The sequence below is a fragment of the Isoptericola sp. NPDC056578 genome (assembly GCF_042793275.1).
Taxonomy (GTDB): domain Bacteria; phylum Actinomycetota; class Actinomycetes; order Actinomycetales; family Cellulomonadaceae; genus Isoptericola.
Genome location: NZ_JBHTVC010000082.1, coordinates 1 through 16,128, shown reverse-complemented (window position 1 = coordinate 16,128; position 16,128 = coordinate 1). Strand labels below are relative to the sequence as shown.

The window sequence follows — 16,128 nt, the reverse complement described above, 5'->3', positions numbered from 1 at the left end:
GGAACTACCTGCACGACCACAACAAGACGGTGGGCGTGGGCTGGACCGACAACGTGGTCACCGAGATCACGATGCACCACAACCGGTTCTCGAACACCTACCAGCGCAACGCGAGCATCGACAACGTGGCCGCCGGCCACCTGTACAACAACTGGTTCGACGGGCAGGCGCAGTACGGCACCATGTCGCGCGGTGCGTCGCAGCTCGTCGTCGAGTCGAGCGTGTACTCGAACGGCGAGGACGCGATCGTCGCCAAGGACCCGGCGTCGAAGGTCGACTCGCGCGACAACCGGTTCACGACGATCCGCGGTCGCAAGGACGACACCGGTCCGACGTTCGACCCGGCCGCCCGGTACCCGTACACGCCCGACGACGTCGCCGACGTCACCCGCGTCGTCACGCGCGGCGCGGGCACCCTCGGCGCGCAGGAGAAGGTCCGCCGCACGGTCACCGTGGCGCTCGACGGCACCGGCGACTACGCGTCGATCGGCGCCGCGGTGGGCGCAGCGTCGCGGTCGCCGCACCCGGTGGACGTCGTCGTCGAGCCGGGCGTCTACCGCGAGGTGGTGCGGGTCTGGCCCGGCGCCGACGGAACCACCATCCGCGGCGCCACCGGCGACCCGGAGGACGTGGTGCTCACCTACGACCTCGCCGCCGGCCAGGCCAAGTTCTACGGCGGCACGTTCGGGCACACCGGCTCGCCGGTGCTGTCCGTGCTGGCCGACGACGTCACGCTGCGCGACCTCACCGTCGAGAACGCCTACGACGAGGCCGCGAACGGCGGCAGCCAGGCGCTCGCGCTGCGGACGTCGGGCGACCGCACCGTGCTCGACGGCGTCCGGCTGCTCGGCAACCAGGACACGTACCTGGCCGACCCGGGCTCCGGCGCCGCGGCGGCGCGCACGTACGTCACGGACTCGTACATCGAGGGCGACGTCGACTTCGTCTACGGCGGCGGCACCCTCGTCGTCGAGGACTCGGAGATCCGCTCGCTCGACCGCGGGTCCGCGACGAACAACGGGTACGTGGCGGCTCCGGCGACCGTGCCCGGCGGCAAGGGCTTCCTGTTCACCGGCACCCGGTTCACGTCGGACGCCGCGGCGGGCACCGTCTTCCTCGGCCGCCCGTGGCACCCGAGCAGCAACCCGCTCGTCGACCCGTCCGTCGTCGTGCGCGACTCCTGGCTGGGCGCGCACGTCGGGACGCCCGCCTGGTCGGACATGAGCGGCTGGTCGTGGCGCGACGACTTCATGCGGGAGTACCGCAACGCCGGTCCCGGCGCCGCGCCCGCCGGCGCCGTCGTCGACGGCCGTCCGCAGCTGACCGCCGACGAGGCCGCCGCGCACACCCGCGAGGCGTACCTCTCCGGCGACGACGGGTGGACGCCCTGGCGCTGATCCACCCCCGGTGAGCGCGGTCCGCGGCGCGCGGGCGAGGTCGTCCCGCGCCGTGGGTCGCGCTCACCCACGACGTTCGTCACAGCGCGCGCGGGGGCGGCCCCGGGGCAGTAGGGTCGACGACGGTCCAGGCCGCCACCCGCGGCCTTCGGAAGGCCCCCATCCCCCGTGGCCACAGGAGGCTGCATGGTTCCGGACGTGCGCCGGTGACGCCGGTCGAGGCCGTCCCCGTCGGGCGGCTCGACGTCGTCGGGACGTGGACCGTGCGCACCGTCGACGACCTCGCGGACGTGCGCTCCGCGCTCGAGTCGCGCCTCCCGTGCGACTGCCGGGCGGCGCAGCGGGGGCCCGCGCCCGACGTCGGCGGGCTGTCCGGGCGTCAGCGCATGGTGCTGGTCGCGAGCGAGCTGGTGGCGAACGCGCTCGAGCACGCCAGACCACCGGTGGTCGCACGGCTGCTGTGCGACGGCGACGTCGCCGTGGTGGACGTCGTGGACCGCAGCCCGGACGCGCCGCCCGTCGTCCCGCACGACCGCGAGCCGGGCGAGGGCGGCCACGGCCTGCGCCTCGCGAAGACGATCGCCGACGAGGTCGGCTGGTACCGCACGGACCATGGCGAGAAGCACGTGTGGGCGCGGTTCACGACCGCGGACGTGCCCGTCGCCGCCCCGCGGGGCCCGGTGCCGCAGCACCTGGCAGCCCACGGCGCGGCGGCGGGCACGTCGTCCGTCGGGGCCTACCGCGGGGCGTAGCGCTCGGGCGTGAACGCCGCGGCGACGAGCGCACGCAGGTCCTCCAGGTCGCCGCCCACGAGACCGCGGGCGCGGGCCTGCACCAGCAGGTTGCCGATGGCGGTGGCCTCGACGGGCCCGGCCACCACGGGCAGCCCGGCGCGGTCCGCCGTCGCCTGGCACAGCAGGGTGTTCTGCGCGCCGCCGCCCACCACGTGGATGGTCGACACGGTGCGCCCGGCGAGCTTCGCCGCCGTCGTGACGGCGTCCGCGAACGCCTGCGCCAGGCTCTCGACGATGCTGCGCACGTACTCCCCCCGCGTCGCCGGCACGGGCTGGCTGTGCTCGCGGCACCAGTCGGCGATGCGCCCCGGGACGTCGCCCGGCGGCAGGAAGCGCGGGTCGTCGACGTCGAACACCGCGACGGGGGCGGTGACGTGCGCCGCCTCGGCGAGCAGCTCCTGCAGGGTGCTGGAGCGCTGCGCCGCCGTGGACTCCCGCTCCCAGGTGCGGATCGACTCGCTGAGCAGCCACAGCCCCATGACGTTGTGCAGGAACCGCGTGCGGCCGTCGACGCCGCCCTCGTTGGTGAAGCCGGCGAGCCGGGCGTCCTCGGTCAGCACCGGCGCGTCGAGCTCGAGGCCGACCAGCCCCCACGTGCCGCACGAGACGTACGCGACGTCCCGGTCGGTCGCGGGGACGGCGACGACGGCGGAGGCCGTGTCGTGCGAGCCCACGGCCGTCACCTCGAGCGCCCGGCCCACCAGCTGCGCGACGTCGGGCGAGAGCACGCCCAGCGACGCCCCCGGGTCGACCAGGGGCGGCAGGATCCCGGCCGGGACCCCGACCAGCTCGGCGAGGCCCGTGTCCCACTCCCCCGTGCGCGCGTCGAGCAGCCCGGTGGTGGAGGCGTTGGTGCGCTCCGCGACCTGGGCGCCGGTGAGCCAGTGCGCGAGCAGGTCGGGCACCAGCAGCAGCCGGTCGGCCAGGTCGAGCAGCGGCCCCTCCGTGGCGAGCTGGAACACGGTGTTGAACGGGAGGTGCTGGAGCCCGTTGCGCGCGTACAGCGCCGCGGCGTCGACGCGGGCGTGCACGCGCTCCACGCCGGCCGCCGTCCGCGCGTCGCGGTAGTGGTACGGCACGCCGAGCAGGCGCCCGCCGCGCAGCAGCCCGTAGTCCACTGCCCACGAGTCGATCCCGACGCCGAGGATCTCGCCGGGCGCCTCGCGCTCGGCCGCGGCCAGGCCGTCGAGGACCTGGCGGTACAGCTCCAGCAGGTTCCAGTGCAGGCCGTCGGGCGTGCGGACCGGGTCGTTGGGGAACCGCGCCACGTGCTGCAGCCGCAGCCCCTCCCGCCCGCCGAAGCGGCCCAGGATGACGCGCCCGCTGGTGGCGCCCAGGTCGACGGCGGCGAGCGTGCCCGCCGCCGTCGACCCGGGCCCCGCCGGTGCCGCGGGTGTCGCGGTCATCGCAGGAACGCCTGCGCCACGCCGGCGTCGACGGGCACGTGCAGGCCGGTCGTGTGCGAGAAGTCGGACGTGCACAGCGCGTAGACGGCGTTCGCGACGTGCTCGGGCAGCACCTCGCGCTTGAGCAGCGTGCGCTGGGCGTAGAACTTGCCCAGGTCCTGCTCCTCGATGCCGTACGTCTTGGCGCGGTTGGCGCCCCAGCCGGAGGCGAAGATGCCGGAGCCGCGCACGACGCCGTCCGGGTTGATGCCGTTGACCTTGATGCCGTGCTCGCCGAGCTCGGCGGCCAGCAGCCGCACCTGGTGCGCCTGGTCGGCCTTGGTGGCCGAGTAGGCGATGTTGTTCGGGCCCGCGAACACGGAGTTCTTCGACGAGATGTAGACGATGTCGCCGCCGAGCTTCTGGTCCACGAGGATGCGCGCGGCGTTCTTGGCCACGAGGAACGAGCCCTTGGCCATGACGTCGTGCTGAAGGTCCCAGTCCGCCTCGGTGGTGTCGAACAGCGACTTGCTCAGCGACAGGCCGGCGTTGTTCACGACGATGTCCACGCCGCCGAAGGCGAGGACTGCCTCGGCGAGCGCGGCCTGGACCGCGGCCTCGTCGGCGACGTTCGCCGCCAGGCCGATCGCGACGTCGGTCGAGCCGAGCTCGGCGGCCGCGGCCTGCGCCTTGGCGAGGTCCAGGTCGGCGACGACGACGCACGCGCCCTCCGCGGCGAGGCGGGTCGCGATGGCCTTGCCGATGCCCGACGCGGCGCCGGTGACGAACGCGATGCGCGTCGCGAGCGGCTTGGGCTTCGGCTTGCGCTGGAGCTTCGCCTCCTCGAGCGCCCAGTACTCGATGCGGAACTTCTCCGACTCGTCGATCGGGGCGTAGGTCGAGAGGGCCTCCGCGCCGCGCATGACGTTGACGGCGTTGACGTAGAACTCCCCCGCGACGCGCGCGGTCTGCTTGTCGGCGCCGTAGGAGAACATGCCGACGCCGGGCACCAGCACGATCGCCGGGTCCGCGCCGCGCATCGCGGGCGGCTCCTCGCCGCGGGCGCGGGCCTCGGCGGCGCCGCGCTCGTAGTACGCGGTGTAGTCGGCGCGGTACGCCTCGTGCAGCTCGGGCAGGCGCTCCACGATCTCCTCGACCGTGGCGGTGGCCGGCAGGTCCACGACCAGCGGCTTCACCTTGGTGCGCAGGAAGTGGTCGGGGCAGCTCGTGCCCAGCTCCGCCAGGCGCGCGTGCTCGGTGCTCGCCAGGAAGTCGAGCACGACGTCCGCGTCGGTGAAGTGGCCCACCTGCGGCCTGTCGTGCGACGCGACGGCGCGCAGGTGCGGGGCGAGCGCGGCGGCCTTGGCGCGCCGCGCGTCGTCGGGCAGGGCTCCGTAGCCGTCGAGCGCCGGGCCGAAGGGCTCCGGCGCGCCGTGCTCGGCGATGTACGCCGCCGCGGTCTCGATGATCCACAGCGAGTTCGCCTCGGACTCCTCGGCCGTGTCCCCCCAGGCCGTGATGCCGTGCCCGCCGAGCACCGTGCCGATCGCGTCGGGGTGCGCCGCCTTGATCTCGGCGATGTCGAGGCCGAGCTGGAAGCCGGGACGGCGCCACGGCACCCACACGACCTTGCCGCCGAAGATCTTCTGCGTCAGCTCGGGGCCGTCGGCCGCGGTCGCGATCGCGATGCCCGCGTCCGGGTGCAGGTGGTCCACGTGCGCGGCGTCGACCAGGCCGTGCATGGCCGTGTCGATGCTGGGGGCGGCGCCGCCCTTGCCGTGCAGGCAGTAGTCGAACGCGGCGACCATCTCGTCCTCGCGCTCCACGCCCGGGTACACCGCGGTGAGGGCGCGCAGGCGGTCGAGCCGCAGGACGGCGAGGCCCTTCGCGGTGAGGGTGCCGAGGTCGCCGCCGGAGCCCTTGACCCACAGCAGCTCGACGTCCTGCCCGGTGACCGGGTCCTTCTCGATCCCCTTGGCGGACGTGTTGCCGCCGGCGTAGTTCGTGTTGCGCGGGTCGGCGCCCAGGCGGTTCGACCGCGCGACGAGGGCCTCCACGGTCGGGTTGACGGTCTGCTTCGTCATCGGTGCTCCGGTGGTCGGTCCGTCGGCCGACGGACGGGGCGTGGGTGCGGTGAGGGGTACGGGGGTCAGCGCTCGTGCGCGGTGCCGACGAGGGCTTCCGTGGTGAGCCAGGCGGCGATCCGCGCGAGGCTGCGCGCGAAGCCGGGCTCGGCGGGCCGGTTGAGGTGGCCGTGGGTCGTGCCGTCCTCGCGGCTCACGAAGACGTCCACCCCGGCGGCCGCGAGCTCCGCGGCGTAGGCCTCGCCGCCCGAGCGCAGGGCGTCGAGGTCGGAGTTGACGATCAGCGTGGGCGGCAGGCCGCGCAGGTCCTGGCCGCCCGGGAAGGCGTACGGCGACGTCGCCGGGCCGTCGTGACCCAGGTAGTTGCCGTTCATCGCGCGCACGGCGGCGGGCGGGAAGTTCTTCTCCGGCGGCAGCGCCGCGATCTTGGCGGCCAGCTCGGCGCTGGGCGCGGGCAGGACCTGGTGCGTCACCGGGTAGGCGAGCACGACGCTGCGCGGCGTCGGGACCACGCCGTCGGGCCCGACCACGCCGCCGAGGGTGCTGAGCGGGACCGCGCCGTCGCGCAGCCGCAGGGACGCCCCCGCGGCGAGGTCGCCGCCGGCGCTCGCGCCGCCCAGCGACCACCGCCCGGCGGGGACGCCGAGGTCGGCGGCGCCGCCCCCGGCGGCCCACGCGAAGGCGAAGGCGACCTCCTCGGACGGCACCGGGAAGCGGACGCCGTCCGTCCCGGGCGTCGCACCCGGGGCGCGGTAGTCGAGCGGGGACACCAGGCGGTACTCCACGCTCACGACGGCGATCCCCGCCGCGGCGAGCGCGCGCGCGACGCCGTCGGCCTCGGGCATGTCGAGGTCGCCGTGCGCGAACGCGCCGCCGTGCGCCCACACCAGGCCCGCGACGGGCGTGCCCGCCGGCCGGTAGACCCGCACGCGCAGGTCGCCGTGCGGCCCCGCGAGCACGCGGTCGTCGACCGCGGCGTCCTGGTCCGGCGGAGCGTCCGCCGTGGTGCCCGCCGCCGTCGTCGTCATGCTCAGGCGCCCCAGCCGGCCTGCTGGCCGCCGACGCGCTCGGCCGCGATCTGCCCCAGGTAGCCGGACGCCGCGAACGCCTTCATGGGCTCGGGGTCGAGGCCCTGCTCGGCGCGCAGGTCGGCGAGGAGGCCGCGCACGTCGGTGTTGTAGGCGTCCATGAGCGTGCCGTTGGCGCCGAGCACGTCGCCGGAGCGCTGCGCGGCGTCGAGGGCCTCGGCGTCGACGAGCAGCGCCTTGGCCGTGGCCTCCTGCACGTTCATCACGGAGCGGATCTGGCCGGGGATCTTCTCCTCGATGTTGTGGCACTGGTCGAGCATGAAGTTCACCCCCGACTCCGGGCGCAGCGCGTCCGCCTGCACGATCTCGTGCATGATCCGGAAGAGCTGGAACGGGTCCGCGGCGCCGGCCATGAGGTCGTCGTCGGCGTAGAAGCGCGAATTGAAGTCGAACGCCCCGAGCCGGCCCTGGCGCAGCAGCTGCGCCACGATGAACTCGATGTTGGTGCCGGGCGCGTGGTGGCCCGTGTCGAGCACGACGTTCGCCTTCTCGCCGAGCGCGAGGCAGTGCAGCAGGGACGTGCCCCAGTCCGGCACGTCCGTGTGGTAGAACGCCGGCTCGAAGAACTTGTACTCGAGCACCATGCGGTGGTCGTCGTCGAGCTCGGCGTAGATCTCGGCGAGCGACTCGGCGAGCCGGTCCTGGCGGGCGCGGATCGAGTCCTGGCCGGGGTAGTTGGTGCCGTCGGGCAGCCAGACCTTCAGCTCCTTGGACCCCGTGGCGCGCATGACGTCGATGCACTGCACGTGGTGGGCGATCGCCTTGGCGCGCACCGCCGGGTCGGAGTGCGTCAGGGAGCCGAGCTTGTAGTCGTCGTCCTGGAACAGGTTCGAGTTGATCATCCCGATGGTCACGCCGTGCTCCTTGGCGTGCCGGGCCAGGTCGGAGAAGTCGTCGACCAGGTCCCACGGGACGTGCAGCGACACGCGCGGCGCGATGCCCGTGTAGCGGTGCACCTGGGCGGCGTCCGCGATCTTCTCGTACGGGTCGCGGGGGGTCCCGGGCGTGCCGAAGACCTTGAACCGGGTACCCGAGTTGCCGAACGCCCACGAGGGCAGCTCGATGGTCTGCTCGCCGAGGGCCTTGCGCAGCCGTGCGTCGAGCACGGGCGTCGTCGCCGTCATGTCTCCTCCTCGTCCGCGCTCCCTCGCGCGGTGCTGGTGCGGCCGGCGGAACGACCGCGCTTTGAATCGTTTCATAGCCTAGGTGCGTGACGGGGCGGCGTCAACCGTCCGTCCGGTGACTTGTCAGGCCCAGCGCACGGTAGCTCCCGCGCACAGCCTGACAACTCGGGGGCGCCGGGGAGCTGTCAGGACCAGCGAGCGCCATACCCCGCGGAGGACCTGACAGGTCGCGGACCGTCAGTCGGCGCGGCGGGCGGCGTCGAGCTGCGACTCGAGGTGGAACACCTCCTCCAGCTGGACGAACCCCTCGTCGGGGCGCCCCTCGGCGGGCTCGAAGAAGTCCTTCATGGCGGCCTGCCAGCGCTCGTTCACCTCGCGGGCGGCCATGTCCCGCTGCGCGCGCTCGTAGTCGTCGGTGCGCAGGACGCCGACGAGCAGCCCGTCGGCCCCGAGGAACAGGCGGTAGTCGTGCCATCCGGTCTCGGCGAGGGCCTCGAGCATCTCGGGCCAGACGGCGGCGTGGGCGGCCTTGTACTCCTCGAGCCGGTCGCGCCGTACGCGGGACACGAAACAGACGTGCGTCGTTGCGCCGTCATCGATGAAACGGTTCATACCATGAACCTAGCAAGAGGAGACGACGCCGGGCACCCACCGGCCCGGCGCCCAGGTACCTCTACGCTGGAGCCCAGGCGCGACGACGCGTCCCGATCCGAGGAGCAGCCCATGACGACGACCGCCCCCCGCCGCCGCGCGTCCATCAGCGACGTCGCGCGCCAGGCCAAGGTGTCGGTCGGCACGGTCTCGAACGTGCTCAACCGCCCGGACCGCGTCTCGCCGGCCACCCGCGAGCGGGTGCTCGCCGCCATCGACGACCTCGCGTTCGTGCCCAACGGCTCCGCCCGCCAGCTCCGCGCCGGCACCATCACGACCGCGGGCGCCATCGTGCTCGACGTGTCCAACCCCTTCTTCACCGACGTGGCGCGCGGCATCGAGGACCGCCTCGAGGAGGCGGACTACACCCTCATGCTCGCCAGCTCGGACGAGAAGCCGGAACGCGAGGCCCGCTACCTGCGCCTCTTCGAGGAGCACGGCGTGCAGGGCGTCATGGTCGTGCCGGCCACGCAGGACCTCGAGCACCTGGAGACCCTGCGCGCCCGGGGGCTGCGCGTGGTGCTGCTCGACCGCCCGTCGCCGGTCGACACGCTGTCGTCGGTGGCCGTCGACGACCGCGCGGGCGCCGCCGCCGCCGCGCGCCACCTCGTCGACCTCGGGCACGAGCGGATCGCCTTCCTCAACGGCCCGCACACCATCCGCCAGTGCGCCGACCGCAGCGCCGGCCTGCACGACGCGCTCGTGGAGCTGGGCCTCGACCCTGCCGAGGCGCTGGTGGAGATCCCGATCGCCACCCTCAACGCCGACGGCGGGCAGGCCGGCACCGAGCAGGTGCTCGCGCTCGCCGAGCGCCCGACGGCCACCATGTGCGTCAACGACCTCACCGCCCTCGGCGCCCTGCGCACGCTGCGCGCCGCCGACGTCCCCGTGCCGTCCGGCATGGCGGTGGTCGGGTACGACGACGTCACCTTCGCGGGCGAGCTGGCCACGCCGCTCACGTCGGTGCGCCAGCCGACGCACCAGCTCGGCCACCGCGCGGCGGACCTGCTGCTGGACCCGGACGACGTCGTCGAGCAGGTGACGTTCCAGCCCGAGCTCGTCGTCCGCGAGTCCACGACCGGCGTCGGCTGACCTGCCCTCCCGCCGAACAGGCGGTCGTGCACACGGGATACGGCGCGCTTTGCGTGCGCGACCGCCTGTTCGACATCCGGACACCGACCGGCAAGCGCTTCCCCGTTGAATCGATACATGACAGACTCGGGCCATGCGACGACGCACGACACCGGAGTCCACCCCGACCCCCCACCCCTGGAACGCCGGCCTCGACGGCCTCGGCTTCGGCGGCGACTACAACCCCGAGCAGTGGCCGCAGGACGTGCGCCTCGAGGACCTCGAGCTCATGCGCGAGGCGGGCGTCACCATCCTCAGCGTGGCGATCTTCTCCTGGGCCACGATCGAGCCGCGCGAGGGCGAGCTGGACTGGGCCTGGCTCGACGAGACGATGGACCGGCTGCACGCCGCCGGCATCCGGGTCGCGCTCGCGACCGCCACCGCGTCGCCGCCGCCGTGGCTCACCCGCGAGCACCCCGAGATCCTTCCCCGCACCGCCGACGGGACCGTGCTGCAGCAGGGCGGCCGCCAGGCCTACGCCGTCACCCACCCCGTGCACCGCGACTACGCGCTGCGCATGACGACCCGCATCGCCGAGCGCTACCGCGACCACCCGGCGCTCGCCGTCTGGCACGTGGACAACGAGATCGGCTGCCACGTGTCGCGCGACTACTCCGACTCCGCCGCGGCGGCGTTCCGGGACTGGCTGCGCGCGCGCTACGGCACGGTCGACACCCTCAACGAGGCGTGGGGCACGGCCTTCTGGTCGCAGCGCTACGGGTCGTTCGACGACGTGCTGCCGCCGCTGGTCGCGCCGACGTTCGCCAACCCGACGCAGCAGCTCGACTTCCACCGGTTCTCCTCCGACGCGCTGCTCGACTACTACCTCGACCTGCGGGACACCCTGCGCGAGATCACGCCGGACGTGCCCGTCACGACCAACCTCATGGCGACGGCGCACTGCCGGGGCATGGACTACTTCCGGTGGGGGCCGGAGCTCGACGTCGTCGCGAACGACCACTACACGTACCCCGCGGACCCCGAGCGGCACGTGGACCTCGCGTTCTCCGCCGACCTCACGCGCGGCGTCGCGGGCGGCGCGCCGTGGATCCTCATGGAGCACTCCACCTCGGCCGTGAACTGGCAGCCGCGCAACACGCCCAAGGCGCCGGGCGAGATGCTGCGCAACTCCCTGCAGCACGTGGCCCGCGGCGCGGACGCGGTGATGTTCTTCCAGTGGCGCCAGTCGCGGGCCGGCGCCGAGAAGTACCACTCGGCGATGGTGCCCCACGCCGGCCGGGACTCCGACGTGTGGCGCGACGTCGTGACGCTGGGCCGCGCGCTGCGCGCCCTGGGCGAGGTGCGCGGCTCGCGGGTGCGGTCGCGCGCGGCCATCGTCGTGGACTACCCGTCGTGGTGGGGGTCGGAGCTCGACTCGCACCCCACGCAGGACCTGCGCTACACGGACCAGGTGCAGGCCTGGTACCGGGCGCTGTGGCGGCTCGGCGTCACGACCGACCTCGTGCCGCCGGGCGCCGACCTCGACGGCTACGACCTGGTCGTGCTGCCCACCACGTACGTCGTCACGGACGCCGACGCCGCGAACGTCGCCGCGGCCGCCGCGCGCGGGGCGACCGTCGTCGTCACCTACTTCTCCGGCATCGTCGACGAGCACGACCACGTGCGCCTCGGCGGCTACCCGGGCGCGTTCCGCGACCTGCTCGGCGTGCGCACCGAGGAGTTCCACCCGCTGCAGGAGCCCGAGTCGGTCCGCGTGGTCGGCAAGGCGGTGGGCGGCGAGGCCACGGCCGACCTGTGGACCGAGAAGACGCACGTCGCCGACGGCACGGAGGTGGTGGCGTCCTACGACGACGGCGCCCTCGCCGGGCGGGCGGCGGTCACCCGCCGCGAGGTCGGGGCCGGGCGGGCGTGGTACGTCGCGACGCGGCTCGACGACGCGGGCCTGGGTGCGCTCGCCGAGCGGCTCGTGGCCGAGGCCGGCGTGGGTCCGGACGTCGTCGCGCCGGCGGGCGTGGAGGTCGTGCGCCGGTGGGCCGACGACGGCACGACCGACGACGCGACGTCGTGGCTCTTCGCGATCAACCACACGGACGCGGACGCCACGCTCGGCACCCCGGACGCCCCGGTGACGGGCACGGAGCTGCTGAGCGGCGACACGGTCGAGGGCAGCCTCGCCGTGCCCGCGGGCGCGGTGCGCGTGGTGCGGGTCGGCCGATGACGGTCCCGCACCAGCGACGGCCTGGGGACGGGCCGGTGGGGCCGTACGCGTTCGTGTTCTGGAACGACGACCTGGACGACGACGTGGTGCTCACGCAGCTCCGGGAGATCGCGGACGCGGGGTTCGTCGGTGTCACCCTCAGCGCGCGCGTGGGGCTGAGCCGGCGGGTGGGGTACCTGACGGACGAGTTCCTGCGGCTGGTGCGCGTCGCGGTCGACGAGTGCGCGCGGCTGGGGCTCGCGGTGATGCTCTACGACGAGGCGTCGTACCCGTCCGGCTCGGCGAACGGCGCCGTCGTGGCGCGCGACCCGGCGTTCGCCGCCCGGTGCCTGGTGCCGGTGACCCGTGACGTCGAAGTGCCGGTCGGCGCGCCCGGCGACGAGCCCGCGGACGCCGGGTACTGGCGTCCCGCGCTGGGCCGCGACCTCGACGTGCGGCTGCTCGCCGTCGTCGCGCGGCCCGTGGACGACGCGGGCGGCGTCGTCGGCGACGACGCCGTGCTGCTCCCGGCGCGCGCGCCGGGGTTGGTGCGCCTGGACCTGCCGCCGGGCTCGTGGCGGGTCACGGCGGTGTTCGACGCCGCCAGCGGCGGCACGATCCGCGGGGCGCACGCGGAGCAGGACGACGGCTCCGCGCTCGCTCCCCCGGCGGCGGACCTGCTGAGCCCGGACGCCGTCGCGGCGTTCCTGGAGCTGACGCACGACGCCTACGCCGCCGCGCTCGGGGAGCACCTGGGCACGACGGTGGTCGCGATGTTCACCGACGAGCCGTTCCTGCTGGGCCGCGGCCACCGGCGGCTCGCCCGCCCGTACACGCCGGGGCTGGAGGCGGAGGTGGCGGCGAGGCTCGACGACGGCTCGGGCGTCGACGTGGCCGAGGTGCTGCGCCGGCTGCCGGAGCTGTGGGACGGCGACGGCACCCGCCCGGGCGGCACGGACCCGGACGCCACCGGGTTCGTGCGCGACTGGGACGACGCCGTGCGGGCGCGGCTGCACCGCGTCTACTACGACGCTCAGGCGGCATGGTGCGCCGCGCACGGCCTCGCGCTGACGGGGCACCCGGCCGAGCCGGACGACCTGGCCACCGCGGCGCGCCTGCACTGGCCCGGGCAGGACACCGTGTGGCGCTGGGTGCTGCCGCGCGCATCGGGTGGGGACGGCACCGCCCTCGAGGGCCCGGAGAGCACGGCGCCGAAGGTGGCCGCGAGCGCCGCACGGGCCCGCGGCGGGGTGCCGGCGGTGACCGAGGTGCTCGGCGCGTACGGCTGGCGGCTGAGCCTCGACGAGGCGCGCTGGCTGCTCGACTGGTACCTGTCGCGCGGCGTGACGACGCCCGTGCTGCACGCGTTCTTCTCCTCCGTGCGCGGCGGGCGCGCGTTCGAGAGCGAGCCCGACCTGGGTCGGTGGAACTCGTGGTGGCCGCACCTGCCGCCGCTCGTCGGGTACGTGCGGCGCGTCGCGGAGCTGCTCGACGCCGCACCCCCGGTGTGGCCGGTCGGCCTGCTGAGCCGCCCCGACGCCGCGCCGTCCGGCCCGGTGGTGCGCGCGCTGCTGGAGGCGCAGGTCGACTTCGGGTACGTGGACCGCGACGACGAGAGCGCGCACGCCGGGTACACCGTCCTGCTCGACGCCGACGACGGCGTCCCGGACGTCCCCGCCCTCAAGGAGCGGCTGCGCGCGGCCGGCGCCCCCGTCGTGGACGCGGAGCCCGCGGCCCCGGACCTGCGCGCCGTCGTCCTCGGCGGGCCCTCGCACGACCGGCCGGCGGGGTACGTCGTCTTCCACGAGGGCGAGGAGGCGGTCCGCACCTGGCTCGGCCTGCCGTCGGTCCCCGACGACGCGTGCTGGTGGGACCCGTTCGCCGACACCCGGCACCCCGTGGAGCGCGACGACCACGGCCGCGTGCTGCTCGACCTGGAACGCCGCCGCACGCTGGCCCTCGTCCCCTCGGCCGGGCACCCGGTCCCTCCGGCCGGTGCGGCGTCGGGACGCCGCGTCGAGGTCACCGGCTGGCGAGGCACGGTCGAGCGCGTGCTCGGCGACCCGGACACGGTCGCGGACGACCCGTCCGCCGTCGTGCCCGCGCACGTGGAGCTCGGCGACTGGACCCGGGTTCCTGCCCTGCGCCGGCTCTCCGGGTCCGTGCGCTACACAGCCGAGGTGGACGTGCCGGACGGCGCGGGCGCCGCGCGGCTGGACCTCGGCGTCGTGGGCGAGGCCGCCACCGTGCGCGTGGACGGCGGCGTCGTCGGGCACGCGATGTCCGCGCCGTACGTCGTGGACCTCGGCGTCCTCGCCCCGGGCACCCGCACCCTCGACGTGCTGGTGAGCAACAGCGCCGCGAACTACTACGAGGGAGACCGGCGCCCGTCGGGTCTCCTCGGACCGGTCACGCTGACCTGGTGACCTCCCGCTCGCACAATTCTCTGGCGGCGTGGGGCGGCGGTGCGTAGGGTGCAGCGCGATGGGAACTCTGTGAGCACACCGACGCCGACGCGTCGAGCAGGTCGGACGACACTGCTCCGCGTCGGCGTTCGCACGCCCGCCGTCCTCCACGGTCGCCGACGCCGGCGACGGAAGGAGTCCCGCCCGTGGACCCGTCACAGCTCACCCTCACCGACATCACCCTGCGCTACGCCGACCGCGTGGTGCTCGACCGCCTGTCCTTGACCGTCTCGGCGGGCGAGCGCGTCGGCGTCGTCGGCGACAACGGCTCCGGCAAGAGCACGCTGCTCGCCGTCGTCGCGGGCGTGCTGGAGCCGCAGAACGGCACGCGCGTCGTGCGCGCCCCGGGCGGCCTCGGACACCTGCCCCAGACGCTCGATCTTCCGCCCGCGAGCACCGTGGGCCAGGCGATCGACCACGTGCTGGCGGACGTGCGCGCGCTCGCCGCGGAGATCACCGCGCTCGAGGACCGGCTCGGGTCGCTCGACGACGCCGCGCTGGACGACGCGCTGCGCCGCTACGCGGAGCTGACCGCCCGCTTCGACGCCCGCGACGGGCGGGGTGCGGACCGCCGCGTCGACGTGGCGCTGCACCGCCTCGGCCTGCCCGGACTGGACCGCGACCGGGCGCTGGGCACCCTGTCGGGGGGCGAGCGCTCCCGCCTCGCGCTGGCGGCGACGCTCGCCGCCGACCCCGAGCTGCTGCTGCTCGACGAGCCGACCAACGACCTCGACGACGACGCCCTCGACTGGCTCACGGAGCGGCTGCGGTCGCACGACGGTACCGTCGTCGCCGTCACCCACGACCGCGCCTTCCTGGCGGGTCTCACGACGACGCTCGTCGAGGTCGACGCCGGGCGGGCCCGCCGGTACGGCACCGGGTGGTCGGGCTACCTCGCCGCGAAGGAGGCGGAGCGCGAGCAGCTGCGGCTCGCGTACGAGCGGTGGCGGGCCGACGTCGCGCGTCAGCGGCACCTTCTCGACGCCAACGTCGAGGCGATGGAGCAGATCCCGCGCAAGCTCCCCATGGCGTCGTTCGGCTCCGGCGCGTTCCGGTCCCGGGCGCGCACCCACGGCGCCACCGGCCGCGTCCGCAACGCCAAGGAGCGGCTGCGGCGGTTGTCCGACGACCCCGCCGAGCGGCCCGCCGACCGCGCGGAGTTCCGGACGGACGTCGCCACCGCGTCCCCGGACGCGGGCCACGACGACGCCTCGGCGGTCGAGCTCGTCGGCGTCGAGGTGCGCGGCCGGCTCTCGGTCCCCCGCCTCACGGTGGCGGCAGGCGAGCACGTGCTCGTGACCGGCCCGAACGGCGCGGGCAAGAGCACCCTGCTGGGGGTGGTCGCGGGAGAGGTCGCGCCGGACGCCGGGGTGGCGCGCGCCGTGGGCGTCGTCGGGCACCTGCGGCAGACGGTCGCGTCGGCCTCGGACGACGGCCGCACGGTGCTGCACGCGTTCGCCGCCGGGCGCCCCGGCGACCTGGAGGAGCACGCGGAGGCGCTGCTCGCGTCGGGCCTGTTCCGCCCCGACGACCTGCCCCGTCCGGTGCGGGAGCTGTCCCAGGGGCAGCGCTCGCGGCTCGAGCTCGCCCGGGTGGTCACCACCACGACGGACGTGCTGCTCGTGGACGAGCCGACCAACCACCTCTCCCCCGCGCTCGTCGAGGAGCTGGAGCGGGCCTTCGCAGACTTCGACGGCACCCTCGTGCTCGTCTCCCACGACCGGACGATGCGCGAGCGCTTCCGCGGCCGGCGGATCGTGCTCGACCGCGGCGCGATCGTCGCGGACACGTCCGCCACCCCGCCGAGGTAGTTCAGATCCTGCCGAGGTAGTTCGTGACACGGTGTCACGA

The 16,128-nt window shown here is 74.8% G+C and carries 11 protein-coding genes; 6 read left to right on the top strand and 5 right to left on the bottom strand.

The window, feature by feature from the left end:
• Together ACFQ80_RS21180 and ACFQ80_RS21175 are read left to right on the top strand one after the other, a co-directional pair.
• On the top strand, positions 1-1,397 hold a 1,397-nt coding region (locus ACFQ80_RS21180), incomplete at its 5' end, for a pectinesterase family protein (RefSeq protein ID WP_430565043.1).
• A 206-nt stretch (positions 1,398-1,603) separates the two neighbouring features.
• A complete protein-coding gene (locus ACFQ80_RS21175; protein WP_430565042.1) occupies positions 1,604-2,149 on the top strand; it encodes an ATP-binding protein in 546 nt (181 codons plus the stop codon).
• On the opposite strand, the gene ACFQ80_RS21170 is transcribed toward ACFQ80_RS21175, so the two are convergent.
• The 5 genes from ACFQ80_RS21170 to ACFQ80_RS21150 form a co-directional block, all read right to left on the bottom strand.
• Positions 2,134-3,597 carry a rhamnulokinase family protein gene (locus tag ACFQ80_RS21170; protein ID WP_430565041.1) on the bottom strand — a complete coding sequence of 488 codons (1,464 nt, stop codon included), beginning with the start codon at positions 3,595-3,597 and terminating at the stop codon, positions 2,134-2,136. The genes ACFQ80_RS21175 and ACFQ80_RS21170 overlap by 16 nt on opposite strands.
• Positions 3,594-5,660, bottom strand: a complete 2,067-nt coding sequence (locus ACFQ80_RS21165) for a bifunctional aldolase/short-chain dehydrogenase (RefSeq protein WP_430565040.1) — start codon at positions 5,658-5,660, stop codon at positions 3,594-3,596. The genes ACFQ80_RS21170 and ACFQ80_RS21165 overlap by 4 nt, the downstream gene beginning before the upstream one ends.
• 65 nt (positions 5,661-5,725) lie before the next feature.
• Entirely contained in the window at positions 5,726-6,688 is a 963-nt protein-coding gene (locus ACFQ80_RS21160; RefSeq protein WP_430565039.1) for an alpha/beta hydrolase fold domain-containing protein, read from the bottom strand.
• Between the two features lie 2 nt (positions 6,689-6,690).
• On the bottom strand, positions 6,691-7,872 hold the full coding sequence (gene rhaI / locus ACFQ80_RS21155) for an L-rhamnose isomerase (protein ID WP_430550715.1): 1,182 nt from the start codon (positions 7,870-7,872) through the stop codon (positions 6,691-6,693).
• A 237-nt stretch (positions 7,873-8,109) separates the two neighbouring features.
• Complete coding sequence (locus ACFQ80_RS21150; protein ID WP_429736157.1) at positions 8,110-8,484, bottom strand: L-rhamnose mutarotase; 375 nt, start codon at positions 8,482-8,484, stop codon at positions 8,110-8,112.
• Between the two features lie 111 nt (positions 8,485-8,595).
• Here ACFQ80_RS21150 and ACFQ80_RS21145 point away from each other — a divergent pair, with 111 nt between their 5' ends.
• From ACFQ80_RS21145 to abc-f, 4 genes are all read left to right on the top strand, one after another.
• Positions 8,596-9,615, top strand: a complete 1,020-nt coding sequence (locus ACFQ80_RS21145) for a LacI family DNA-binding transcriptional regulator (protein WP_430565038.1) — start codon at positions 8,596-8,598, stop codon at positions 9,613-9,615.
• Between the two features lie 133 nt (positions 9,616-9,748).
• Positions 9,749-11,833: a beta-galactosidase gene (locus ACFQ80_RS21140; RefSeq protein WP_430565037.1), complete on the top strand. Its 2,085-nt coding sequence runs from the start codon at positions 9,749-9,751 to the stop codon at positions 11,831-11,833.
• The gene (locus ACFQ80_RS21135) at positions 11,830-14,238 is read left to right on the top strand and encodes a hypothetical protein (protein ID WP_430565036.1); all 2,409 of its coding nucleotides are present in this window, start codon (positions 11,830-11,832) and stop codon (positions 14,236-14,238) included. The genes ACFQ80_RS21140 and ACFQ80_RS21135 overlap by 4 nt, the downstream gene beginning before the upstream one ends.
• Positions 14,239-14,423: 185 nt before the next feature.
• Positions 14,424-16,088 carry a ribosomal protection-like ABC-F family protein gene (gene abc-f / locus ACFQ80_RS21130; RefSeq protein WP_430565035.1) on the top strand — a complete coding sequence of 555 codons (1,665 nt, stop codon included), beginning with the start codon at positions 14,424-14,426 and terminating at the stop codon, positions 16,086-16,088.
• The last annotated feature ends 40 nt before the right edge of the window (positions 16,089-16,128 follow it).

Bases quoted from the DNA above. Each gene is read 5' to 3' on its own strand.
- ACFQ80_RS21135 (WP_430565036.1), top strand. From the start codon at position 11,830: ATGACGGTCCCGCACCAGCGACGGCCTGGGGACGGGCCGGTGGGGCCG.
- ACFQ80_RS21165 (WP_430565040.1), bottom strand. From the start codon at position 5,660: ATGACGAAGCAGACCGTCAACCCGACCGTGGAGGCCCTCGTCGCGCGG.
- ACFQ80_RS21140 (WP_430565037.1), top strand. From the start codon at position 9,749: ATGCGACGACGCACGACACCGGAGTCCACCCCGACCCCCCACCCCTGG.
- ACFQ80_RS21160 (WP_430565039.1), bottom strand. From the start codon at position 6,688: ATGACGACGACGGCGGCGGGCACCACGGCGGACGCTCCGCCGGACCAG.
- ACFQ80_RS21150 (WP_429736157.1), bottom strand. From the start codon at position 8,484: ATGAACCGTTTCATCGATGACGGCGCAACGACGCACGTCTGTTTCGTG.
- ACFQ80_RS21145 (WP_430565038.1), top strand. From the start codon at position 8,596: ATGACGACGACCGCCCCCCGCCGCCGCGCGTCCATCAGCGACGTCGCG.
- rhaI (WP_430550715.1), bottom strand. From the start codon at position 7,872: ATGACGGCGACGACGCCCGTGCTCGACGCACGGCTGCGCAAGGCCCTC.
- ACFQ80_RS21170 (WP_430565041.1), bottom strand. From the start codon at position 3,597: ATGACCGCGACACCCGCGGCACCGGCGGGGCCCGGGTCGACGGCGGCG.